Below are 22758 nucleotides of genomic sequence, written 5' to 3' on the forward strand. Positions count from 1 at the left end.
GCTGATCATATCGATGCAGTTGCTCATGGGGGTGCTGTTCGGACTCCTCGGACTTGCGCTTGCGACACCGATGGCCGCCCTGGGCACGACCCTGATCAGGGAGGTGTACGTGCAGCGCTTCCTTGAAAGGGAATCGGCCGAAAATGACGAGCGCTCGGTACCTACTACAACAACGTGATCGTCGCCGCGGCACATAAATCACCAGCGACCACCATGGGCAACGGGAGCTGGTGACCTCGGGAGGAGGACGGCTGATAACAGAGCTCATAATCATAACCCAGGGGCGCTTGATTTATTGTAGGGAGCGGCTCCTAGCCCGCTCCAACCATACCTCACGGTGCGGCGATTAAGAACTGCGTGAGCATGATGATCACTCGCAATTGGTCACGGAAGTCGATGCCGACTTGGGTGGGGGCGAGCCGTTGTGGTGTTAAACCTGCGATTGCCCTGGCTCCACGCTGGTCGCAACCGAGGTCGCCAACGTGATCCAGGGTTTGAAGAGTTCGTGCGTGCCGCCGTTGATCCTTTGATCATCCAATCGAACTCATACGCTGACGACGTCTTGCGTTGAGGCGGAACACGCCGGTTTGCGTATGGAAACTGTCTGAAATCGTGTTTCGAGGGGAACGATAGGCGAGAAACTTCGTTGATAGTCAAGAGATCGCCGACCGAGTTCGGCCCCACGAGACCAGGAGTTACCCAAAATGACAAAGGAGATTCACGCCGCCTTTTTCGTGTTTCAGCGGATCGTTCACGTTCTGGGCATCTGGACAATATGCCTTTCGGCCGTGGCCGCGCTTGCACTGACCGCTCTGTCGGCTGCCGGGGTTCTGCCTTGGCTCTCGCTGCCGATATCATTCGGCAATGCCGCATTGCCGCAGGCCGGCATGGGCATCCAGATCGCTGTAACCGCGTTGCTACTCATTCTTTGCGGTATTCTGCCCGGTTCGGCCCGGGTCATGGCCCTGGAGAATTCGCACCGGTCTTTTCACATGTCGATGAATGATGTGCTCCGCTCATATCACGCCGCCCACGCGGCCGACCGGTCCGGTCACTTCCTTCTCTCTGCACAGTTCGACGAAGTGCGCGACAGGTTGGCGTTTCTGCGCCAACACCCGGAACTGGGGGAGCTGGAACCCGACGTTCTGGAGCTCGCCGCACAGATGAGCCAGGTCAGCCGTGACCTCGCCCAAACCTATTCCGACGACAACGTGAATCGTGCGCGAACCTTTCTGCGCGAGCGGCAAGCCGCGTGCGCGCGTTTCGATGACCGTTTGGAACAGGCCAAGATCATTACGCAGGAGCTGGGCGACTGGCGCCGGGCTGTCGAAATGGACGAAGCCGTGGCGCGCGCACAGGTCAACCGGCTTGTCGACGACCTGCGAGAGGCGCTACCGGAGGTGTTGCAAGAGCCGCCCCAACCCACTGCGGCGCCAAACCTTCCGCCACACCCGGAACCGCCAAAACCCGTCGAACCGCTCCACGGCGCTTTTCCGCGGACGTCGCATCTGCATTCGCAGGCGTTTCACGGCCCGGCCAAATAACAGACCCCTCTGGGCGGTTCGTGCGCCCATCGACCCGTTTCATGACGCGCATCGGCGCCGGGCGAATGATCCCGGGGCGCGTCTTGAAGTGGCGAGGGGGCTGCGCCTGGCCATGCCCGATACCAGGCAAGCCCCCTGCCCGTCTCAGACTCGGTGCTTCTGACAAGGCCATTCGCGGCTTTCCCTGGCGGCGGGCAGCGGCAGCGTTCCGGGACCGACGTTATACCGACGCTAGACCGACGCTAGGCCGGGGCCAGCACCAGCGCCAGCCCGAGGGCAAACGCCCCCAGCCGCACCCACGGGTGCCAGCGCCGCACCAACGCCCAACTGATCAGCGCCAGCCCGATCCCTATCTTTACCGTTGCCAGAATGGCCATTCCCGGTGCGCCGGCCAGATTAGTCACGGCCGGGGTCGCCACCATGCCCAGCGGGATCAGGTAGAGCCCCACCCCCAAGGCCATCGCCGTCAGCGCCACTCGCAACCAGTTTTCGCCGATCATGCCCGCAGCGATGAAAACCGCGCCGCAGACCGGCGGCGTGATGGTCGACAAAAGCGCATACCAGAACACGAACAGATGCGCCTGCAATGGCTCCATCCCCAGCTCGATCAGCGCGGGCCCGGCCACCGAGACACAAATCACGTAGGCCGCGGTGGTGGGCACTTCCATTCCCAAAACCAGACAAGCCAGCGCGGTCAGCAGCAGCGACGGCCACAACAACCCGCCCGACACCGACAGGATCAGCGAGGTGATCTTGACCCCAAGGCCGGTAATCCCCAGCACGCCGATCACCAGCGAGGCGCAGAAAATGATCGAGCCGATCAACGCCACCTGCGTGCCGGCCGTGATCAGCGCGGTCTCGGCCCGCTCTGCCGCGCGCCGCAGATCCAGCAGCAAATCGCCCCCGACCAGAAGCAGAACCGTGCCCGCGCCGATCGCAAGACAGGCGGCGTATTGCGGCGTCACTCCCAGCCCGAACATCCCCCACAGCAGGATCGCGAAGGGGATCAGGAAAAAGCCCGAGGTGATGGCCACATCACGCCGCGCGGGGCGGTCCGCCTCGGCCAGGCCGCGTAGATCGAACCGCCGGGCATAGCCGTCGATCCCGACCCAGACCGCCCAGAAATAGAGCAGCGCCGGCAGTGTGGCGGCGGCCATGATGCCGGTATAGGGCACGCCCGTCAGTTCCACCATGACGAAGGCCCCTGCCCCCATCAGCGGCGGCATGATCTGCCCGCCCGAGGAGGCCACCGCCTCTACCGCGCCGGCGATGCGCTTGGGATAGCCAAGCTTGGCCATTGCCGGCAGCGTGATCGCACCCGTGGACGCGACATTGGCCGAGGCCGACCCGGAGATCGACCCGAAGAGCGCCGAGGACAGCACCGACACCTTGGCGGCGCCCCCGCGCAGCCGCCCGGCTGCGGCGGCGGCCACGTTCATGAAGCCCTGCCCGGCCTCGCCCGCGTTCAACACCGCGCCGAAGATCACGAAGATCGCCACCACGTTCACCGACACGGCAGTCAGGGTACCCCATAGCCCGCCCTCGGCGATCACCAGGGTGCCCAGGAAGCTTTCCAATGGCGTGCCCGAATGGCCGAACCGGCCCGGGATATGCTGACCGAAGAGGCCATAGAACAGCGCCAGCGCCGCGACCAGCGGCAGCGGCCAGCCGATCGCGCGGCGCGCGGCCTCCAGCACCACGCAGATCAGTACGGCCGCGACGACGACCTGGAAATCACCTTCCAGGAACCCGTACTGATCGGACAGGGCATCGTGGCTCAGGGCCACCCACAGGGCCGCCGCGCCGCCCAGGCCCGCCAGCATCAGCCCGCTGACCCATTGCGCGCCGCTGCGGCGATAAACCAGCACCCAGGGCAGCACGAAGACCAGGTGCAGCGGATGGCTGACCAGGTTCGGAACCAGCCCGGAAAACACCAGGCCGAGGTGAAACAAGACAGAGGCCAGCGCGAAGCTGGCCCACAAGCCCCGCGCCAGACCTTGCGGCGCGGGGGTGTCGATGGTGTTCATGCTCACTTTTGCGCGTCGGTCAGCTCGAACCCCGCTTGTTCGTAGTAGCGCACCGCGCCGGGGTGGATCTTGCCGGTGATGTTGCTCATCAGCCCTTCATCGACGCCGGCCCACCACTTGGCAGCCTCGGCCATGCTCGCCTTTTCGTCCCAGTAGGTCTTGGTCAGTTGATAGGCGGTCTCGTCGTCCATCTTGGTGGTGGTATAGGCCACCACCGGCAGCGATGTCGTCACGATATCGGCGTCCTGACCGGCGTAGGTGCCCGCCGGGATGACCAGTTTCGTGCGCTTGGTTTCGGCGATCTGCGCGTCGGTAAGCGACAACACCGTCACGCCGGTCGAGGCGGCAGCCTCGACCACGTTGGGCGCGGGCCATGATCCGGCGGTCACGAAGCCGTCGATCTGCCCGTTCTTCAGCGCCGGCACCGCGTTGGACAGCTCCACGTCGGCGATCGACACCTCGTCCTTGACCCCGAACAGCCCGAGGTATTTCTCGCCCTCGCGCGCGCCGAAACTGCCCTTGCCCAGCAGGATCGTTTTGCCTTTCAGGTCGTCGAACGTGGCCGCACCACTTTCCTCGCTCATCACGAAATGCATGGTTAGCGACGGGATCGGAAACAGGGCGCGAATATCGTCAAAGGCCGGATCGCCCTTGCCGTCGAACATCGCCTTGCCGCCCTGCGCCAGCCTCACCAGCACCGGCGGCGTGGTAAAAACGTAGTCGCCGCCGCGTGCGCGCACTTCCATGACGTTCTGGACCGAGCCCTGGCTTTCCTCGACGGTCACGCTGATCTCGCCCTCGCTGGCTTTCTCCATCGCCTCGGCGATCTGCACCGCCATCTGGTAATAGGACGAGGTGGATTTGGCTGATTTGTATGTCACACGCGTCTCGGCGCTTACGGGCAGCGCGGATAGCGCGGCCATGGCTGCTGCGGCAGTCAGATAACGAAATTTCACGGACATCCCTCCCTTTCTCGGACACCATTGAACCGGCATTCCTCGAGTGGCCTGCCGAACCCGGATACGCTCGCCTGAATTCATCCGACGATCAAGCATCTTTACCCGCATCGGCCTTGTCTGTCTTTCCCGATTCACACATGGCCCTTGACGCAACCGGGCGGCATCAACGCCGCTTGGCATAGCGCTGCTCTTCTTCGAAATAGGCGTCAAAGCCGATGACGGTCTTCATCTCGTCGAAGGGCATCAGCATCTCGTCCCCCGGCACGCCGGTACGGAACGCCGCCAGCGCGTCGGCCATCGCCTTCATCGCCACCGACAGCAGGGTCAGCGGGTAGGCGGCGATCTTGAAGCCGATCTCCTCCAGTTCGGCCGGCGGCAGCGCCGGGGTCAACCCGCCCTCGACGATATTGGCCATCAGCGGGCCGTCGAGTTCGGCGCAGATGCGGTGCATTTCTGCGGCGTCGCGCGGCGCCTCGACGAACAGGATGTCGGCACCCAGGTCGCGAAATTCGCGAGCGCGGGCGATCGCCTCGTCAAGGCCGTGGTCGTGGCGTGCGTCGGTGCGCGCGAGGATCATGATATCGGCGCCCTTGGCGCGCGCGTCATTGGCCGCGACGATGCGTTCGCGCGCCTCGTCGCGGGCCACCACCGCCTTGCCGGCCGTGTGGCCGCAGCGCTTGGGCGCGACCTGATCCTCGATCATCACCGCGGCGAACCCGGCCTGGGCAAAGCCCTTGACCGTGCGCTTGACGTTGAGCGCGTTGCCATAACCGGTATCGCCGTCACCGATGATCGGGATGGTTGTGGCGTTGCAGATGTTGCGCCCCTGATCGACAACTTCGGCATACGACATAAGCCCGGTATCAGGCATCCCCAGCCGCGCAGCAGAGGCGGCAAAACCCGACATGAAGCTCAGCGGAAACCCCGCCTGCTCGACCAGTCGCGCCGAGAGCGGGTCGAAACAGCACGGCATGGTGATCAACCCGGGTTTTGCCAGAAGCGCGCGCAGCTTGTCGGGGGCGGTTTGTGTCATCGCGGAACCCTCAGAATTTGAACGGTATGTAAAGCGCCAGGTCGGGCAGCATGTAAAGCACCACCACCAACGCCAGCATCAGCGCCAGAAACGGCAGTGTCCCGCGCGAGACGTCCAACAGGCTCGATCCCGTGACCGACTGGATCACGTAAAGGTTCAGCCCGACCGGTGGCGTGATCAGCGCGCATTCGACCATGATCACCATGTATATGCCGAACCATATCGGATCGAACCCCATGCCCATTGCGGCGGGCAGCAAAACCGGCGTCATGATCAGGATCATCGACAGCGGCTCGAACACCAGCCCCATCATCAACAGCACCGCGCTGACCAGCACGATCATCCCCAGCGGCGTGGCGATGTGTTCGGAGATCATCACCGAGATGTCCTGCGGAATACGGTACAGGGTGATCGCCTTGCCGAAAACCTTGGCCCCGGCGATGATCAACAGGATCGCCACCGTGGTGGAGGTCGCATCGACGACCGCTTCCCACAGCTTGCCCCATGTCAACGAGCGCAACAGCACGCCGGTGATGAAAAGCGCCGTCGCAAAGCCGATGGCGGCGAAAATCCCGCACGACAGGATCGTGGCGACCGCCAGGCCGCCGGGCCCCGGTGCCGCGGCACATCATTGCGGACCTTTCTGGACTTACTTTTTGCAACTGCCAGTACTGCATGCGCCTTGCACGTCGAAGGCTCGCAAGGCCGCCGCGCAAATGGGAAAATGCTCCGATCCTTCGTTTTGCTCGCGCCCCGTGCCCCGGAGTCGGTATCCCGCCATATCCTTGGAAGTCGTGACTTTCAAAAGGGTTACCTAGCCCATTCGCGCCGACAGCACTCAGCCTTCCTCGGTTGCAAAAGTCCGGCGGCTTTCGAACGGAAAGCGGGCAAAACGGGCATCGGCGACGGCACGATAGCGGGACAGGTCCAGTTCCCAAGAGGCGCTGCGAATGCGGATCGCTGCGCCCCGATCCATCGTCTTCATGGTGCGCGCGTCGACGGCGGCGGAAAAATCACATCGTTCAAGGATGGCTCAAGAATAGCGGTTTCTGCGTCGTGGAGGTCTTGCAGCATGCGGGGCAATTCGCCGGAAGCCGACGACGTTCCAGCACTCCAGCGGCTGGATGGATCAGGCTCCATCCCCCGGGAGATATAAACGCCCAGCGACAGGCCCAGATCCCGCGCCAGGTCTGCGACGGTCGTTATATGAAGGTCGCGCAACAATCCGACCCGGTCATCCTCGGTGATGACGATGTAGCCTGCTGCGCGCAGATGGTCGAAGAGTTCGTCCCGGATATCGAGCGGGGTCGCGTCCTGCAATTCCTCCTGCGACGCCGTCTCGCCATCTCTAGCACGGCGAGCAAGGATCGAGAGGAAGGCCACCGCCGCCTCCAGTTTCCGGGACGGAGAGGGCATCTGATCGGGCACCGCATCGCGTGTCTTCCACCAATCCGGCAATGAGGCTGCGATAACTGCACCCAGGATGACGACACTCCAGGACAAGTAGAGCCAGAACAGAAAGATCGGGAGGATTGCCACGGCTCCGTAGACCGTCTCATAGGTCGAGCCGCGGGCCAGAATGCTATCGAAGCCCCACCGAAGCACCTGAACCCCCAAACCTGCGATGACGCCGCCGACGGCCGCATCGCGCAGCCGAACCGAACGTGCGGGGACGATCTTGAACAGAAGCATGAACGTCAGGGTTTGTGTCGTCAGCGCAAAGAACATGCCCAGAGTCGGAAGCGCTTGCTCGGTCTGTTCCGGTCCGACACCCTCGCGCGCCCATTGCGTCAGCGTTGTGAAGGTTCCGCTCGTCAGCACGAAGCTCGCCCCCAGAAGAAGCGGACCAAGCGTCAGGACCGTCCAGTATGTCAGCACCCGAACGCCGATCGAGCGGGGCTTTTTTACCCGCCAGATCTGGTTCAGCGTCGCCTCGATGGTCCACAAGAGCATGACGGCCGTTACCGCCAACGCAATGATGCCAAGGACGGTGAGATTGGTCGCGTTGCGCGAGAATTCGGAGAGATAGTTGCCAACCTCGGCCCCGAATTCGGGGACGAATATGTTGAAAAACAACGTCTCCATCCGCTCTCTGGCCGGATCGAAAGTGGCGAACCCCGACAGGATCGCGAACGCAATAACCATCAGTGGAACAAGCGCCAGCAGCGTCGAAAAGGTCAGTGCGCCCGCCGAGAGGGTCATCCCGTCGGCGACGAAACGCCGCGCCGCATAGGCGATGAAACTCGTCAATTCGACAAGGAACCTTGGCACGCTGTCTTTAAGTTCGCGGATCTTCTGCCGGGCGCGGTCAATCATTCGCCCTGCATAACAGAAAAGCACACTGCGGTAACGCGAAAGTATCCCGCCCGATGACGCCGGAACGCCGCCCTTCGGAGGGACTCAAGCTTGATCAAGCCCTGTAACTGTCTGTGCGCGCACGAGGGTTGCAATGCTCAGGCGGTCGATCCACCGCCCCCGCTGGCGCGTTTTGACCCCCGCCTGTTTCGGTGCGATTTCATTTCGTTTTGATCTGAATCGATCTCGTTTTCGTTGCTCTCGATCCCGCAACTGTCTGGCACATCGCGATGCCGTTTGGAGAGAACGCCAACCACCCCATCTGAAAAGTCAGAGGCTGCCGGTTTTGAAGCTACATGGGGTGGGTTTTCGCGCCCGCTCGTCGGGTCGAGTAAACCCAGTCGTAGCCGGCACCGATCACATCGACGAAAACGGCCATCCAAAATCGTCTTGCAGCAGCCCGTCAAAGTTCAATGTCGAGTTTCTTGATCATTTCGTCGCGGGCGGAAAGCGCCTGCTTCGCTTGCTCCGGCAACACTGCCGCGCAACCGTTGATCAGGCATTCGGCGGTCAGAATGAAGGTCGTCAGAGAATTCGACAGGAAGCTGGTTTCGTGAGGCACGAAAATCGCCGACTGCGACACGGCGACCAGGGGCGAACTTGCCCTGTCGGTGATCGCCACGACCTTGATGCCTTGCTCGGCAGCGGCGCGCGCGGTTGCGGCCACATGGGCCGAATAGGGCGCGCAACTGGCCGAGATGAGAACGTCGTTCCCGCTCATCGAGGCGATCCCTTCGGCCACTCCAAGGCTGTTGGAATCCAGCAGATGCACGTCCGAGCGGATCATCCGCAGCCCGTAAACCAGAAAGCTGGCAAATGCGTGAAACTGCCGGATGCCGTGCACCATGACACGCGGCGCCGAGGTGATCAGGTCGGTTGCCCGGCGGAACTGCCCGATATCACAGCCCTCGAGAAAGCGTTCGATATTGGCCTGGTTTTCCCGACACAGCCGCGCAATGCCTCCCATGCCGCTGGCATCCTCGCCCGCCAGCGCAGTCTGCGCCTGACGGGTATAGAAATCCCCCGGCGCATTCATGGAGGCATCCAGCAAAACCTGTTGGAACGCGCCGAAGCCGGGATAACCCAGGTTGCGGGCCAGCCGGGTCAAGGTGGAGGGATTGACCGACAGTTTTTCGGCCAGAGCGGTGATCGACAACAGGGCCGGATCGCCGCGCAGGTCGAGGATTTCCGCCAGCGCCTGCTGTGCCTTCGGCCCCAATGACAGATGCGCCTCCCCGCGCGAGATGCGCAGCATCAGGTCGCGCAACTCCTGCATGGTCTGCGGCGCGGTGTTCCCGGCGCCGCGGGCGGTGTCAGTCGCTTGTAGCGACCGGCCGGTCCGATATCTGGTCATGTATGCTCCACTCCACCGCCGATGGTCCTACGCGGAACAGGGCCGTGGCAAGCGTATTCTCGTCGTCCGGATCATCGGAACGGCACCTGTGGATGGGCAGGCCCGGGCCGGATGTATCGCGCAGGATGACCAGCGGGTCGGTGATCCCGTCGGCCAGCATACGCATGCCCCGCGCCTGCCGATCGCGCGACGAGGGGGTGATGGTCTGATCCGCCGCAGCATCGCCCAGATGCAGCGCATGGTTCGTATGCAAGGAGGGTGCTTCGATCTGCCTGGCAGAACAGGTTCCACCACCGAATTCCACGCTCATCACCCGCGCATCGCCTGCTTGCGCCAGCGTCATGTGAAATCCTCCGCTGGCATTGTGTCGCGCCACAAGGGCCAGCGCGTCGTCCAGCGCGGCGCAGGCCAGCACGGCGCGCCCCAGCCCGATGCGCGGCAATTGCGCCGTCACGCCGCGCAGGCGCAAATTGTTGACGGCCTGCACCAGCCCCGCCGCGTTGGTCCCGAAAGTATGGCCGGGGATCGACCCGGGATAGCAGAACGACATCAGCGCCGGGCCATCATCGGGCGTGATCCCGGCCACGAAGGCATGGCCGCGCAACCCGGGAAAGCCGTCCTCGTTGTGGCCGATCACCGGCACGTCACCGGGGATTTGCACCGTGGTGCAGCCATCGGGCACGTTCGACATCAGATCGCCCCGGCAATTCCACGCCACCACCTGCTCCAGCGGCAACTCCAGCCCCTCGGCCAGCCCTTGCAGTTCTTCCCAGATCGCCGGGAACAGGGTTTGCAGGTTGCAGGCCATGGACCGCACCGCGACCGCATGGGCCGGGTCTGTTACCGCCTGCCAATAGTCCGTCCGCAACAACACGTCGCGCACCGCCGCGCTGCCCGCTTCTCCCAGGGTGCGGCCGATCTGGCGCGGGGTGCCTTGCGCCGTGACACGGCCGAGTTCGGATGCCTTGGCTTCAAACATGTTGCAGGAAGTCCTTCATCCGGTCATTGGGCGGCGTGTCGATCACCTCGCGTGGATTGCCATCGACGGCGATATGCCCATGCTCCATGAAAATCAGGCGCGTGCCCACCTGCTTGGCAAAGCCCATCTCGTGGGTGACGACGACCATGGTCATGCCTTCCTCGGCCAGCGCGCGCATGACGTTCAGCACTTCCTGCTTCAATTCCGGGTCCAGCGCCGAGGTCGGCTCGTCGAACAGCATCACCTTGGGCTTGACCGCCAGCGCGCGCGCAATCGCCACGCGCTGCTGCTGACCGCCCGACAGCTCCGCCGGGTAATGCCCCGCCTTGTCGCGCAGCCCGACCTTTTCCAGCAAATCCAGCGCGGTTTCCCGCGCCTGCGCCCTGTTCAGCCCGCGTACCTTTGCGGGACCGAAGGCCACATTATCCAGCGCGGTCAGCTGCGGGAACAGGTTGAACTGCTGAAACACCATTCCGGCCTCCTGCCGGATTTCGCGCAATTGCCTGGCGCTGCCGGTCACGCTGAGCCCATCGATGATCAGATCGCCGCCGGTGATCATCTCCAATCCGTTGATGCAGCGCAGCAGCGTGGATTTGCCCGACCCCGAGGGGCCCACCAGCACCACCACCTCGCCCACGTCGATCGACAGGTCCACCCCGTCCAGCACCTTCAGCGGGCCGAAACTTTTGGACGTGTTCTTGAATTCGATGATGGTCATAGGATCCTCATGCGTTTCTCGATGGTGCGCAGGATCAGGCTCAGCGTTCCGGTCATCACCAGGTAGATGATCGCCACCGCCGTCCAGATCTCGACGGCGCGAAAGTTCGATGCCATGATTTCCTGCCCGGTCCGGGTCAGTTCCCCCACACCGATCACGATGAACAGCGATGTATCCTTCAGGCTGACGATAAACTGGTTGCCAAGCGGCGGAATGAGCCGGCGAAAGGCCAGCGGCCCGATGATATAGACCAATACCTTCCAATGCGGCAGACCGATGGCCAGCCCGGCTTCGGTCAGGCCCTTGCCGATCGACAGGAACGCACCGCGCACGATTTCAGCGATATAGGCCCCGGCGTTCACGATGATGGCCAGAAAAGCCGCGCTCATCGGGTCAATGCGCAAATCGGCCAGAACGGGCAGCGCGAAATACAGGAACATCACCTGCACCACGATGGGCGTACCGCGGATCAACTCGATATAGGCAAATGCGATCGCGTTCAGTACACGCCCGCCATAGGCCCGCATCAGCCCGGCAAGAGTGCCCAGAACAACCCCGCCGAGCAGGCCGACGACCGTGATATAAATCGTCGTCCTGGCCCCTTCCAGAAGCTGGGGCAGGAAGTCGATTATGACGGACCAGTCCATTTCCATGAAAGGCCTCCGTTCTTGACTGTCAGAAAATCAGGGAAGGGGCGGCCGGGCCATGCGCGGCCCGGCCGGTGGCGGATCAGTCGTTTTTGCCGAACCACTTGGAATAGATCGCGTCGTAACGCCCGTCTTCGCGCATCCTGGCCAGCGCCTCGTTTACCGGGCCGACCAGTTCGCTGCCCTTGGGAAAGCCGATGCCGTACTGGTGCGCCATTTGCTGGTCGCCCACGGCCTTGACCTGGCCCTTGCCTGCGGCGGCGATATAATACAACACGTTGGGCGTGTCGTGCATGGCGGCATCGACGCGACCGGTCCGCAGTTCCAGGTAGGCGTTGTCGATATTGGGGAACTTGCGCAATTCGGTGTTCGTCAGGTTCTCTTCGGCCCAGTCCGAGGCTGACGTGCCGGTTTTCACCGCCAGCGTTTTCCCGTCCAGATCGTCCCATGTCGAGATATCGCTTTCGGCTGCCACCATCAGGCGGAAACCGCTGTCATAGTATCCGTCCGAAAAGTCGATGACTTCCTGGCGTTCGGGCTTGATGGTAATCCCCGCCAGTGCAACGTCGACCTGGCCGGTCTGAAGCGCGGTAATGATGCCGGAGAAATCCATTGGGCGCAGTTGATATTCCAACTCCAGCTCTTCGGCGATGGCGTTCCACATGTCGATGTCGAAGCCGGTATATTCACCATCCTGCTTGAATTCGAACGGAACGAAGGCGGTGTCGGTGGCCACGACGATCTCGTCGGCGTTGGCCGTCGTCGCGCCAAGAGAGAATGCCGCGGCTGCGGCCAGTTTCAGTAGCTTTTTCATGTCAGCTCCCCGTAAGAAAATGCAAATTTATCGCTCTTTGTTTGCTTGCGATACAAATTTCTTTGCACGACGCGGTGCTGAATGCAACTGTTGTGTCGCCGCCTGCGACCGCCCTGCCGCCCCAAAGGGACGGCCATGCCCGCCCTCTTCCACGGTGCATGAAAAGCAGGTGTGCATTGGGCAGACGCCTGCGATGGCTGCTATGCTATTGATAATGATGGAAACCGCTACCTCGGCGCGTCCGACGGCGCTGCCGTGTCGTGCTTTGGCCATTCGGGAAAGGCCGTCATTCCAGGAACGCCACGAACCCTGCGATGCCGACAAGGAGCCCAAGGCCGAGCATGAGAAAGCGCCACCGCAGGTGTACCAGACCTCGACCTTTTCGCGTTCCAGCGTCTTGTACCAGCGATCGAGATCGTAGTCGGCCTCATCGACGATCATCGTGACGCCGTTCACCAGCGGCGAAATGATGCCGTAGGACGTCCCCGTTACCCAGCCGGGATCGGCGGTGCACCAGTAGACGGTTCCCGGCCGCAGTTCGAGCGCGTTGCGCCCCGTGGCGGCATGGGTGACAACGGCCTCGTGCACGTGGACCACGCCCTTGGGCCGCCCCGTCGTCCCCGAGGTGAAGTGAATGAGCGCCATGTCCTCGGGCCCGGTATGCACGGGGTCGAAACTGTCCGAGGCCCGGTCGAATTCCGGCCCGAGCGCCACGCAATCGTCCGGCACATCGTCCCCGACGATGAGCACCAGTTTCAACGACGGGATGTGGTGGCGCCACGCCGCGATCTTGCGGCGGTAGATCGACGGGGTCGTGATCAGCGCGCTTGCTTCGCCGATTTCCATGCGCGTGCGTACAGGCTCGGGGCCGAAAGCCGAGAAGAGCGGCGTGAAGACGGCCCCTGCGCGCAAGGTGCCGAGGGCCGCGAAGTATAGCTCCGGCGTCCGCCCCATCATCGAAAACAGCCGATCGCCCCTGCCGATCCCTTGCGCGGCCAGGATGTTGGCGAATTTCGAAGCCCCCTTGAGAACCTCGTCATAGCTCAAGTCCCGCGTCGCGCCATGCTGCCCCAGCCACCGGATGGCCAGCCTGTCGCCCTTGCCTGCGGCGACATGCCGGTCAAGCGCTTCATGGGCGATGTTCAGGCCGCCCCCCGGCAAACCGTCCAAGGCCCGGCGTGCCTCTTGCCAGGAAAACGCCCTGCGCGCCGCGTCGGGGTCGGGCAGCGATGCATTTTCCTTGTCGGCGGCCGATTTCTCGATCGTGTCCCAAACCATGGTTGCTACCCCTGAATTGACCAATTCATCCCCGGCCCGCCCCTTGCGCCCGCCGCGAACGGCATTGGCGCGTGTCGTGCCGAAGGCTCAGCACCCGTGCCGCGACAGCATCGGGTCAGCCGTTTGCCGATTGATCGTCGAGCAGGAAGCTGATCTTCGCGTTCACCCGGTAGCTGACGATCCTGTTGTTTTCGACCGCCGCGTTCATGTCCTTGATATAGATGGATTTGATGTTGCGCACCGACTCCGACGCCTGGGTGACGGCTCTCTGGGTGGCGTCCTCGAAGCTCTTGTCCGATTCTGCCAGCACTTCCACGACCTTGAGCATGGACATCGAATTCCTCCCCTTTTCCTGTTCCGGGCGCCGCTGCGCGGCACCGGTCCGTCGAGGCTATCGTGCGTGAGGGGGGGCATCATTAACCTCCGGCAAGACGCATTCCACGGGCATCGAGGCGACCGGCATTGCCCATGGCAAGGGCGGTGCCGAGGGACATCCGGGACCGAGGATGCGCATGGATGTCTTTTCATCTCTGTATTTCCATGGATGTCTTTTCATCTCTGTATTTCCAGGGTTTACCGCAATTGCGGGAGGAAATCCCTTGCCGGAACCAATCCGGAGTCTGGAGGCCGTGCTTGTCACGCCGCCTGCATTATTCGGTGCCCCGTTCAGTCATCCGAGTTTGAGATTGCCTGACGTCAATGCCCGGTTCATACTGAATTCGCGGCTTCGTCTCGTGTGAGATGGCCCTGATGCAGAAAAGGAGACCTGTCATGAATCCGATGGTACCCCGTAATCGTTTCCTCGATGAGTTCTTCGGTGATTTTCCGCTCGGCTATTCGGTCAAGCCATTGCACGGCGACCCCCTTCCTGCCCCGGAGAAGATCAAGATCGATGTGAAGGACAACGCGAAGAGTTTTACCGTTCACGCGGAAATGCCCGGGCTCAAAAAGGACGACATACACGTGACCGTTGACGGAAATGTTGTCACGATCCAAGCCGAGGTAAAGCAGCATGACGCTGACACCGAAGACGGCAAGCTGCTGCACTCCGAACGTTATTACGGTTCGATCCAACGCAGTTTCACGCTCCCGGCAGCCGCGACCGAAAGCAAGGCCAAGGCGAAATACGAAAACGGGATCTTGACGCTGAACCTGCCCAAGAAAGACCCGGGCGGATCGAAAAAGATTACCGTCACATGATCCCCCGGCCCTGACGTGCATGTCCGGGCGGTTTCAGACATCAAGTGAAACGGTTGATTTGAAGGCCGCAATCTCGTCGGCCATGGCTTCGGCGGGTGTTCTCCAGCCCGCCGTTTTCCTATTCCGTTCCGCATGCGTCACCATGCTGACCGGGGGCTTCCGCCTTGCACTGGCGCCGACCCTGCGTCCTGCCACATCATGTGATGTCGCCAAATATCAACGGATCAGCCGCCCAGATAGAGCTTGGAAATCTCGGCGTTATCCAGCAGCGAGGCCGCCGTGTCGGTCATCCTGACCGCGCCACCTTCAAGAACATAGCCGCGATCCACATGCGGCAAGGCCTGCCGGGCATTCTGCTCGATCATCAGGACGGAAACGCCGGTCCGGCGAAGCCCGGAGACCAGATGAAAGATTTCCTCCACGATCTTCGGCGCCACCCCGGCCGAGGGTTCGTCCAGCAAAAGGACCGATGGCTCGGGGATGAGTGCGCGCGCCAGCGCCAGCATCTGCCGCTCACCGCCCGATAGCGTTCCCGCCGACTGTTTCCGCCGGTCACCCAGCACCGGGAAAAGCGCAACCATCTCCTCGATGCGCGCCTCGCGCCGCGATCGCGACAGGCGCGCCCCGCCGATTTCGAGGTTTTCCAGCACGGTCATGCTGCCAAAGACGTTGGAAACCTGCGGGACATAGGCCATTCCGTGCGCGACCATCCCCTCCGGCGCCCGGCCAGTGACGTCCCGGCCCGCCAGTGTGACGTGGCCCGCAGACGGTTTGACCAGACCAAATAGCGCCTTGATCAGCGTGGATTTTCCCGCACCATTCGGCCCGAAGACCAGGACATGCTCGCCCTGCCGGACCTCGAGATCGACGCCAAAGAGTATCTGCAGCGCACCATAGCCTGCGTCAACTCCCCCTGCCCGAAGTACCGCGTCGCTCATGCCACCGCTCCGCCGAGGTAGGCCTCGATCACGTCAGCATTGGCACGAACTTCAGCGGGCGTGCCTTCTGCCAGAACCCGCCCCTGGTGCATGACGATTACGTGGTCGCAATAGCGCATGACGAGTTGCATTTCGTGCTCGACAATCAGAAAGGTGGTGCCTTGTCGGTTCAGCTTCGTGATCCGGTCGAACAGATCGCCGGCCAGGCGCCTGTTCACGCCGGCAGCGGGTTCGTCCAGAAGCATGACCGGCGGGTCGCGCATCATCAGGCGTCCGAGCGAGAGCAACTTGCGTTGCCCGCCGGAAAGCGTGCCGGCCAGTTCGTCGCGCATGTGCGGAACCTCAAGCTCGGTCAGAACGGTATCGGCCCGCAGGGCCGCCTGAACTTCCGCCTCTCGGTGCGCCCCCGAACGCAGAAAGCCGGCACGCAGCGTCTCGTTCGGCTGCGGCATCCCGGCGACCATCAGGTTTTCCCATACGGTCATGGAGGGATAGAGCCGGGGCGTCTGGAAGGTACGCCCCAATCCGCGATCGGCGATCTGCTCGGGCGCGAGACCGGTGATCTCTTCGCCCGCCAGCCTGATCGTGCCGCTGTCCGGCCTCTGAACGCCGCTCAGCAGGTCGATCATGGTGGATTTCCCCGCCCCGTTCGGCCCGATCAGCCCGGTGATGGAGCCGCGACGGATAGCGAAATTCGCGTTGTCGACGGCAGCCAGTCCGCCAAATCTCTTGCGCAGGCTGATCACTTCGAGTGCCGGCGCGTCCGGGGCGACCGGCCGTGCCGGCGCGGGACTCGCAGGAGAGGTGCCGGGGGTGGCGGGCGCGCGCCGGCGGCGCTCTGGCAGCAGGCCGCCGGGAAAGAAGCGCACCACAGCGATAAGAAGTAGCCCGATCAACACGAAGCGCAGCGAAGGCAGGAAAGAGGGATTGGATGCCGCGATCTGATCCAGGCCGGGCACCTCGCCCACGAAGCGCGTGCCCTCGCGGATCGCTACCAGCACGAAGGCCCCGAGCATCGCCCCCCAGTGGTTGCCGGTACCGCCCATCAGCATCGCCAGCCAGACCTGAAACGTCACGATGGGCACGAACTGACCCACATGGATCACGCCGAGCGAGTGCGTCCAGAGCGCCCCGGCCACACCGCCCACGGCGCCGCCGATGGCCAGCGCCCTGAGCTTGGCCCGTGCCGTGCGCTTGCCCAGCACCCGCGCGGAAAGCTCGTCATCCTTGATCGCGCGCAGCAGACGACCGAACGGCGCCTCGCCCAGATGCCGCAACGCGGCGAAGATCAGGCCAACTACAACCGCGGTCAGGGCGAGGTAGAACAGCGCATAGCTCTCAGGTGCGAAAACCTCTCCCAGCGGCTGCGGAACGTTGGAAATGCCGAATTCCCCACGGGTGAGCCAGGTCTCGTTGCCCAGCACCGAGCGGACGACCTCGGCCATGGCGAAGGTGGCGACGGCAAGGTAGTGTGTGGCGAGCCGCGCGCTCACTGCGCCGATGAACAGCGCAAGCAATCCGCCCGCGAGGCCCGCCGCGAGGAAACCGGACCATACAGGCAGCCCAAGCCCGATCTGGTAGCGCGCTGAGGCGTCAAGATAGGCCTCGGTCCCCGGTGCTGGCAGCGTGACAATGGCCGAGGCGAAGGCGCCCGCGGCGAAGAAGGCAACGTAGCCGAAATTGATGACGCCGGCGAAACCGAACTGAAGGTTCAGCCCTATGGCCAGCAGGCCATAGACAAGCGCCAGCGAGACCAGGCCGGTGGCAAAGGCGATCAAGTCCATTTCAGCCGCTCCCGCCCATCAGGCCGCGCGGGCGCAGGATCAGTACCAGGATCAGCATGATGAAGGCGAAGGCGTAGGAATAGTTCGCCGCAACGTAGGTGGCGCCCAGTTCCATGGCCAGCCCGATCAGCAGGCCGCCGATCATGGCACCATAGGGGCTGCCGATACCGCCCAGCAAAACCGCGGCAAAGACCACGAGCAGGAAGTGCCATCCCATCTGCGGCGCCACCGTGATCTGGGTGATTGCCAGCAAAATCCCCCCGAGAGCCCCGATCATGGCCGAGACGAACCATGTCGCGTCGAGAACCCGTCGCGACGAGATGCCCGCCACCCGCGCCAGCATCGGGTCGTCGGCCACCGCGCGCATCTTCTTGCCCAGCATGGTGAAGCGCAGCAACAGGTGCACGGCCAGCATCGTCACCAGCGCCACGCCGAGGATGATGAGCTGCTCGCGCGGGATGAACAGGCCGCCGACCTCGATCGGCCGCATCAGCGGCAACGGGAAGCGGACAGGGTTCGACCCGGCGAAAATCCGTATCAGGTTCTGGACGACGAAGGCCACGCCCACGCTGGTTACCAGAAGTGGCAGCAGGCCGCGGCTCATCAGTGGATCGTAGAACGCCCGCTCGACCAGAACTCCGACCGCGCCCACGGCCACGGCCGCGGCCAGCCCGGCCCAGGCCAGCCCCAGACCTGCCTGCGCGAGAAGAAGGCAGAAGAATGCGCCGAGGGTCAGGAACTCCCCGAAGGCGAAATTGATGAAGCGCGTCACACCATAGGCCAGCGTCAGCCCGACTGCGCTTACGGCGATCACGCCCCCCAGAGCGAGGCCGTAAACAAGCGTTTGCACGAAAATCATGCCTGTATATCCGTCCCCTCGGCGCTTGTGGATAAGGTGCGCCCCGGGCGGCGCCGTCGCGCCCGGGGCCTTGGCTGCCGCTCAGTCCAGCGCAGCGGCGGGGATTACCGCCACCGTCGACCACGCACCGCCCTGCACCTGGCGGATGCCGAACGGCGCGGCGATGTTGCCCCAGTCGTCAAAGTCGATCGGGCCAACGAGTCCGCGGTAGTCGATCTTCTCTCCGGCTTGAAGCGCCTGCTTGCCCTCGGTGTAGCTCGTCACCTGGGTCTTGTCCTCGCCGGGGTCGGAGACGGCGCGGATATGTTCAGCCAGCGTCGCGCGGGTGATCTCGCCATCATCCATGTGATCGCTCAGCATCGCCAAAGCGACGACGTTCATCGCGTCATAGGTGTTGGTGCCGAAAATCTTCACCTCTTCGCCGGCATAGTCTTGATAGCGTTCCTCGAAGGCGCGATTGAGCGCTTGCCCCTCTTCCGAGGCAACTTCTTCGAGGCCATAGATGCCCTCCACCAGTTCGGCGCTGGCCAGGTCGATGTAATCGGCGTTGGTCTGGTCCTGGGTGACGAACCAGTCGCCGTCATAGCCCGACTGGAAGGCGTTGGTCATCACGCGCGCGGAATCTTCCGGCGCGGCGACAAGGACGATGCCATCGGGATTGGCACCCAGCGCCTCCTGCACCTCGGCCCGGTAAGAGGGCTTGCCGGGCGTGAACTCGATCACCCGGGCGACTTCGGTGCCGTAATCCGCAAAGCTGCGTTCGATGGGCTCCAGGAAGGAAACCATGGCCGGCGATTGCGCGACCATCAGAACCGGGTTCTCCCAGGTACTGGCGCCCTCGGCCAGATATTGTGCATCGGTCGCGGCGCGCGCGATGGCCCGCCCGCCCAGGGCATCCGAGGGCACGGTACGGAAGCACACATCCCGGCAGGCGCGGTCAAGCTCGGTCGTGCCGGCCGTCGGCGTCACCATGGGAACGCCGTTGTCGATGATCAGGTTCTTGGAGCCGGAGAACGACAGCGAGGTCGGCCCGACAAGCGCCATCACGTTGTCTACGTTGATCAACTTCTGCGCCGCGGTAGTGCCAGCATCGACCACGCCCTCGGTGTCGCCCTGCACGAAGCTGATTTCGCGGCCACCGATCCCGCCCGAGGTGTTGACCTCCTCGGCGATCATCCGGGCCACGGGCTGCACGTTTTCACCCACCCAGGCGTATTGCCCGGTGAAAGGCAGCAAAAGCCCGACCTTCAGTGGATCATCCTGGGCCCCGACCGGGCCTGCCGCGATCAGTCCAACCGCGGCAATGGCGGTACAGGCCCTGCGTTTCGTGAATTCGATCATTTTTTCTCCTCCCAGATTGGTTTGGGTGCGGGCAAGCTGCCCTGCGGTCCGCACCTTCGAGAGGAGGCTACGCCGCCGAGTCGAGAAACTCAACAATCGAACTCGTCACTCGAAAGAGGAAGGAAACGGATATCCGCGCTCCCGCAACGACCATGCTCTGCATGCCACATCGGCCCACCAAACGCCGCCGCGCGCCGCCTCACCCGATTGCCGCATGTCGCCCGATTGCTTGACCCGCGCTCACGCTTTTCTGGGAAGTACGCGGTAATGCGCCTCGGTCGGCTCGCACGCGGCGCCATTGATCGGCAGGATGTCCTGCGGGCAGGCTGACATGGCCACGATGCAATCCATCTGCGCGCGCAGGACAACATGATCGCCCGGCTTTGAAAGGGGCTCTCCCCAGCCGGTGCTTCCGTCAGCCGCTACCGGGATGTTCATCCACAGGTTCAACGGGCTGGGGCATTCAGGCGTACTCACGCCGATGCGGCGCATCGCGGCATGGAGGTTGTCGGTGCAGTTGTCATGATACGCCTCGCACCCCAGTAGCCCGTATCGATAATCGTCGCAGGCCGCGATCAACGTGTCATGCCGACCGGGCGATGTGTCCTCTTCCAGCACCATGATCGGGCGCCGGCGATTGGTGATCAACGGATCGCCCTGGCCGGGCCACAGCTTGCCCAGGGTGGCGCGCATGTGTTCGTTCGACAGAAACTCGGTCGGATCCTCGGCGTTGAACGCCCATGTATCGACCACCTGCGCGCCATGGGTGTTGACGATCTGGATGGCTTCACCAGTGCCAAGCCGCACGGCCCGCCCCTTGCGGGCGGGTATGGTGAACAGGTCAGGCGCTTCGGGCATGGGCGGTACTCCGATCAGTCGGTGCGTTGATCCAATCAGGTTCACCAGGCCAAGGCAAGCCGACGAACTTGCCCATAGCCCGTACAAGGAAAGCGCGGCCCGCATGAGCCCGCACTGATCGCAGTAATCGGGATGGGGCCCCTCACCCGAACCTGACGAGAGCGGCATTCCTGGCCAGCAATCGGTGATGCAGATTTCGCGCGGCGATCGATTGCCACCGTCCGGCCACACGGGTAGCGTCCCGGGGAACCAAGCCAGGAGTTCCCTCATGACCGCGTCGCCCCATCTTTTCACGCCATTGACCCTGCGCGGCCTGCAAACCCGCAACCGCATCGTGATCTCGCCAATGTGCCAGTATTCCGCGCATGAGGGCCATGTAGACGACTGGCACCTGGTCAATCTCGGCCGGTTTGCCATCGGCGGCGCAGGCATTGACTTTACAGAGGCCACGGCGGTTCAGAAACGTGGGCGCATCACGCATGGATGTCCCGGCCTGTGGACTGACAGCCAGATACCTGGTCATGCACGACTCGCCCAGTTCGCACTGCGCAACGGCGCCATCCCGGCGATCCAACTGGGGCATGCCGGCCGCAAGGGTGGAATGCAACGACCCTGGTTCGGGAACGGTCCTTTGAACGAGGCTGACTTCGAGCGTGGCGACATGCCGTGGACGCCGGTCGGCCCCTCCGATCTGCCCGTCGCAGAGGGCTGGCCCGTTCCGCATGCGCTTTCCGTGACTGAAATCGGCAACTTGATCGATGATTATGTCTCTGCGGCGCGACGCGCGCTGATGGCCGGATACAGGATTGCGGAAATCCATGGCGCGCATGGCTATCTTGTACACAGTTTCTTGTCGCCACTGTCGAACAAGAGAACCGACAGCTATGGCGGTGATCTCGCCGGTCGCATGCGGTTGGCACTGGAAATCGCTCAGGCCGTGCGAGAAGCCTGGCCTGACGATCTGCCGCTGTTCTTTCGCACCTCGGCCGTAGACGGCGTTCCTGACGGCTGGTCACTGGAAGACACGGTTGTTCTCGCCGGTGAGCTGAAACGCATCGGAGTCGATGTCATGGATTGTTCATCCGGCGGGATTGCCGGAGCCGCCACCGCCAGCGGCGGACAAAAACGGCAACCCGGCTTCCAGGTCGGCTATTCCGAAAGGGTCCGCACCGAGGTCAGCATGAACACCATGGCCGTGGGGCTCATTACGCATCCACAGCAAGCCGAGGAAATTCTCGCACAAGGCCGCGCGGATCTGATTGCGATTGGTCGTGAAGCCCTTGTTGACCCAATGTGGGCGCTCCATGCCGCACGATCACTGGGATACGATACCCTTTATGAAACCTGGCCGGAACAATCAGGCTGGTGGCTCGCCGGGCGCGAAAAAACCTCGGACTTCTACGATCCGGAAGCCGTAACTTGACAGCCAAACCCCCGCGCGGAGAACCAGGTTCATGGCCGCGCGTTGTTAGAGCGTGTCTCGTTTAATCAGTTCTGTATCCTGCGGCCTTGAAGAAGTTGTGGCACTCTTCTTCGTTGAACTGGTCGCACACATGGCCAACCGCCTGCCAAAGCTCGTAACAGGTTCGGGCTGCAGCCTTTCTGATCAGCGTCTTGAGTTTTGAGAACGCCATTTTGATGGGGTTCAGATCGGGACTGTCGGGGTTGGAGGGATCACAAAAGGCCCCAGTGGGGCGTTTTCCCCGAACAACGGAGAAAGAACCACGCGCCGATTTCACGCAGGGTGCGCGTCGCCTCGGGGCTTTTGTGGCTGGACAGGTTGTCGAGGATAACGACGTCGCCGGCGCGCAACGTTGGGGCGAGTTGGGTTTCGACGTAGCGGTTGAACATTTCGCCGTTCATCGCCCCGTCCATGACCCAAGGGGCGTCCATCCGGTCATGACGCAGAACGCCGATAAAGGTCTGGGTGAGCTATGCCCGAAAGTTGGTGACGGCGTGATCAGGCGGCGGTTTGAAGTTGCTTGATGCCGTCCTTGAAGGCAATCCCCTGGACGATCTCGGGCAGGCGGTTTGCGCCGTCCAGCTTTCGCCATTTCGCCTGGGCTGACA

Annotated in this window: 21 protein-coding genes and 1 pseudogene; 3 read left to right on the forward strand and 19 right to left on the reverse strand. The window is 63.0% G+C overall.

The features are described from left to right. Positions 1–704: 704 nt before the first annotated feature. Positions 705–1544 carry a DNA repair protein gene (locus tag Q0L89_RS10735; RefSeq protein ID WP_296764846.1) on the forward strand — a complete coding sequence of 280 codons (840 nt, stop codon included), beginning with the start codon at positions 705–707 and terminating at the stop codon, positions 1542–1544. 242 nt (positions 1545–1786) lie between these two features. Here Q0L89_RS10735 and Q0L89_RS10740 read toward each other — a convergent pair whose 3' ends face one another. From Q0L89_RS10740 to Q0L89_RS10800, 13 genes and pseudogenes are all read right to left on the reverse strand, one after another. Further along, entirely contained in the window at positions 1787–3571 is a 1785-nt protein-coding gene (locus Q0L89_RS10740) for a TRAP transporter fused permease subunit (protein ID WP_296764849.1), read from the reverse strand. Positions 3572–3573: 2 nt separating this feature from the next. Beyond that, complete coding sequence (locus Q0L89_RS10745; protein ID WP_296764851.1) at positions 3574–4533, reverse strand: TAXI family TRAP transporter solute-binding subunit; 960 nt, start codon at positions 4531–4533, stop codon at positions 3574–3576. Positions 4534–4693: 160 nt separating this feature from the next. Next, positions 4694–5563, reverse strand: coding sequence for an isocitrate lyase/PEP mutase family protein (locus tag Q0L89_RS10750; RefSeq protein WP_296764854.1), 870 nt, complete (start codon positions 5561–5563; stop codon positions 4694–4696). A 10-nt stretch (positions 5564–5573) separates the two neighbouring features. Beyond that, complete coding sequence (locus Q0L89_RS10755) at positions 5574–6164, reverse strand: TRAP transporter large permease subunit (protein WP_366937907.1); 591 nt, start codon at positions 6162–6164, stop codon at positions 5574–5576. A gap of 237 nt (positions 6165–6401) precedes the next feature. Further along, positions 6402–6548, reverse strand: a complete 147-nt coding sequence (locus Q0L89_RS10760) for a hypothetical protein (protein ID WP_296764855.1) — start codon at positions 6546–6548, stop codon at positions 6402–6404. Further along, on the reverse strand, positions 6545–7879 hold the full coding sequence (locus Q0L89_RS10765) for a YihY family inner membrane protein (protein WP_296764858.1): 1335 nt from the start codon (positions 7877–7879) through the stop codon (positions 6545–6547). The genes Q0L89_RS10760 and Q0L89_RS10765 overlap by 4 nt, the downstream gene beginning before the upstream one ends. 442 nt (positions 7880–8321) lie before the next feature. After that, positions 8322–9272: a MurR/RpiR family transcriptional regulator gene (locus Q0L89_RS10770; protein WP_296764861.1), complete on the reverse strand. Its 951-nt coding sequence runs from the start codon at positions 9270–9272 to the stop codon at positions 8322–8324. Next, positions 9232–10251, reverse strand: a complete 1020-nt coding sequence (locus tag Q0L89_RS10775; RefSeq protein WP_296764863.1) for a C45 family peptidase — start codon at positions 10249–10251, stop codon at positions 9232–9234. The genes Q0L89_RS10770 and Q0L89_RS10775 overlap by 41 nt, the downstream gene beginning before the upstream one ends. Then, positions 10244–10969 carry a glutamine ABC transporter ATP-binding protein GlnQ gene (gene glnQ / locus Q0L89_RS10780; RefSeq protein ID WP_296764866.1) on the reverse strand — a complete coding sequence of 242 codons (726 nt, stop codon included), beginning with the start codon at positions 10967–10969 and terminating at the stop codon, positions 10244–10246. Before glnQ ends, Q0L89_RS10775 begins: the two co-directional genes overlap by 8 nt. Continuing rightward, positions 10966–11622: a glutamine ABC transporter permease GlnP gene (gene glnP / locus Q0L89_RS10785; protein WP_296764868.1), complete on the reverse strand. Its 657-nt coding sequence runs from the start codon at positions 11620–11622 to the stop codon at positions 10966–10968. The genes glnQ and glnP overlap by 4 nt, the downstream gene beginning before the upstream one ends. 76 nt (positions 11623–11698) lie before the next feature. Then, positions 11699–12430 carry a glutamine ABC transporter substrate-binding protein GlnH gene (gene glnH, locus Q0L89_RS10790; RefSeq protein ID WP_296764870.1) on the reverse strand — a complete coding sequence of 244 codons (732 nt, stop codon included), beginning with the start codon at positions 12428–12430 and terminating at the stop codon, positions 11699–11701. 369 nt (positions 12431–12799) lie between these two features. Then, positions 12800–13708, reverse strand: a pseudogene (locus Q0L89_RS10795) (AMP-binding protein); the annotation flags it as partial. Between the two features lie 115 nt (positions 13709–13823). Further along, entirely contained in the window at positions 13824–14042 is a 219-nt protein-coding gene (locus Q0L89_RS10800; RefSeq protein WP_296764873.1) for a dodecin family protein, read from the reverse strand. Positions 14043–14479: 437 nt separating this feature from the next. Between Q0L89_RS10800 and Q0L89_RS10805 the strand changes: the two genes are divergently transcribed. Then, positions 14480–14908: an Hsp20/alpha crystallin family protein gene (locus tag Q0L89_RS10805; RefSeq protein WP_296764875.1), complete on the forward strand. Its 429-nt coding sequence runs from the start codon at positions 14480–14482 to the stop codon at positions 14906–14908. A gap of 224 nt (positions 14909–15132) precedes the next feature. Here Q0L89_RS10805 and Q0L89_RS10810 read toward each other — a convergent pair whose 3' ends face one another. The 5 genes from Q0L89_RS10810 to Q0L89_RS10830 all read right to left on the reverse strand — a co-directional run bounded on the left by Q0L89_RS10810 (position 15133) and on the right by Q0L89_RS10830 (position 20688). Next, a complete protein-coding gene (locus Q0L89_RS10810; protein ID WP_296764878.1) occupies positions 15133–15846 on the reverse strand; it encodes an ABC transporter ATP-binding protein in 714 nt (237 codons plus the stop codon). Further along, positions 15843–17630 carry a branched-chain amino acid ABC transporter ATP-binding protein/permease gene (locus Q0L89_RS10815; RefSeq protein WP_296764881.1) on the reverse strand — a complete coding sequence of 596 codons (1788 nt, stop codon included), beginning with the start codon at positions 17628–17630 and terminating at the stop codon, positions 15843–15845. Before Q0L89_RS10815 ends, Q0L89_RS10810 begins: the two co-directional genes overlap by 4 nt. A 1-nt stretch (position 17631) precedes the next feature. Continuing rightward, a complete protein-coding gene (locus tag Q0L89_RS10820; RefSeq protein ID WP_296764884.1) occupies positions 17632–18489 on the reverse strand; it encodes a branched-chain amino acid ABC transporter permease in 858 nt (285 codons plus the stop codon). An 81-nt stretch (positions 18490–18570) separates the two neighbouring features. After that, positions 18571–19830, reverse strand: coding sequence for an ABC transporter substrate-binding protein (locus Q0L89_RS10825; protein ID WP_296764886.1), 1260 nt, complete (start codon positions 19828–19830; stop codon positions 18571–18573). A gap of 240 nt (positions 19831–20070) precedes the next feature. Next, a complete protein-coding gene (locus Q0L89_RS10830; protein WP_296764889.1) occupies positions 20071–20688 on the reverse strand; it encodes an urea carboxylase-associated family protein in 618 nt (205 codons plus the stop codon). Positions 20689–20956: 268 nt separating this feature from the next. Here Q0L89_RS10830 and Q0L89_RS10835 point away from each other — a divergent pair, with 268 nt between their 5' ends. Continuing rightward, complete coding sequence (locus Q0L89_RS10835; RefSeq protein WP_296764891.1) at positions 20957–22111, forward strand: NADH:flavin oxidoreductase/NADH oxidase; 1155 nt, start codon at positions 20957–20959, stop codon at positions 22109–22111. Between the two features lie 251 nt (positions 22112–22362). Here the strand turns inward: Q0L89_RS10835 and Q0L89_RS10840 are convergent, their stop codons facing one another. Further along, positions 22363–22605, reverse strand: a complete 243-nt coding sequence (locus Q0L89_RS10840; protein WP_296764896.1) for a transposase — start codon at positions 22603–22605, stop codon at positions 22363–22365. Positions 22606–22758: the final 153 nt, after the last annotated feature.

The sequence above is a fragment of the Sediminimonas sp. genome, from assembly GCF_024637375.1.
Classification (GTDB): Bacteria; Pseudomonadota; Alphaproteobacteria; order Rhodobacterales; family Rhodobacteraceae; genus Sediminimonas.

Bases quoted from the DNA above. Each gene is read 5' to 3' on its own strand.
- Q0L89_RS10735 (WP_296764846.1), top strand. From the start codon at position 705: ATGACAAAGGAGATTCACGCCGCCTTTTTCGTGTTTCAGCGGATCGTT.
- Q0L89_RS10740 (WP_296764849.1), bottom strand. From the start codon at position 3,571: ATGAACACCATCGACACCCCCGCGCCGCAAGGTCTGGCGCGGGGCTTG.
- Q0L89_RS10745 (WP_296764851.1), bottom strand. From the start codon at position 4,533: ATGTCCGTGAAATTTCGTTATCTGACTGCCGCAGCAGCCATGGCCGCG.
- Q0L89_RS10750 (WP_296764854.1), bottom strand. From the start codon at position 5,563: ATGACACAAACCGCCCCCGACAAGCTGCGCGCGCTTCTGGCAAAACCC.
- Q0L89_RS10760 (WP_296764855.1), bottom strand. From the start codon at position 6,548: ATGAAGACGATGGATCGGGGCGCAGCGATCCGCATTCGCAGCGCCTCT.
- Q0L89_RS10765 (WP_296764858.1), bottom strand. From the start codon at position 7,879: ATGATTGACCGCGCCCGGCAGAAGATCCGCGAACTTAAAGACAGCGTG.
- Q0L89_RS10770 (WP_296764861.1), bottom strand. From the start codon at position 9,272: ATGACCAGATATCGGACCGGCCGGTCGCTACAAGCGACTGACACCGCC.
- Q0L89_RS10775 (WP_296764863.1), bottom strand. From the start codon at position 10,251: ATGTTTGAAGCCAAGGCATCCGAACTCGGCCGTGTCACGGCGCAAGGC.
- glnQ (WP_296764866.1), bottom strand. From the start codon at position 10,969: ATGACCATCATCGAATTCAAGAACACGTCCAAAAGTTTCGGCCCGCTG.
- glnP (WP_296764868.1), bottom strand. From the start codon at position 11,622: ATGGAAATGGACTGGTCCGTCATAATCGACTTCCTGCCCCAGCTTCTG.
- glnH (WP_296764870.1), bottom strand. From the start codon at position 12,430: ATGAAAAAGCTACTGAAACTGGCCGCAGCCGCGGCATTCTCTCTTGGC.
- Q0L89_RS10800 (WP_296764873.1), bottom strand. From the start codon at position 14,042: ATGTCCATGCTCAAGGTCGTGGAAGTGCTGGCAGAATCGGACAAGAGC.
- Q0L89_RS10805 (WP_296764875.1), top strand. From the start codon at position 14,480: ATGAATCCGATGGTACCCCGTAATCGTTTCCTCGATGAGTTCTTCGGT.
- Q0L89_RS10810 (WP_296764878.1), bottom strand. From the start codon at position 15,846: ATGAGCGACGCGGTACTTCGGGCAGGGGGAGTTGACGCAGGCTATGGT.
- Q0L89_RS10815 (WP_296764881.1), bottom strand. From the start codon at position 17,630: ATGGACTTGATCGCCTTTGCCACCGGCCTGGTCTCGCTGGCGCTTGTC.
- Q0L89_RS10820 (WP_296764884.1), bottom strand. From the start codon at position 18,489: ATGATTTTCGTGCAAACGCTTGTTTACGGCCTCGCTCTGGGGGGCGTG.
- Q0L89_RS10825 (WP_296764886.1), bottom strand. From the start codon at position 19,830: ATGATCGAATTCACGAAACGCAGGGCCTGTACCGCCATTGCCGCGGTT.
- Q0L89_RS10830 (WP_296764889.1), bottom strand. From the start codon at position 20,688: ATGCCCGAAGCGCCTGACCTGTTCACCATACCCGCCCGCAAGGGGCGG.
- Q0L89_RS10835 (WP_296764891.1), top strand. From the start codon at position 20,957: ATGACCGCGTCGCCCCATCTTTTCACGCCATTGACCCTGCGCGGCCTG.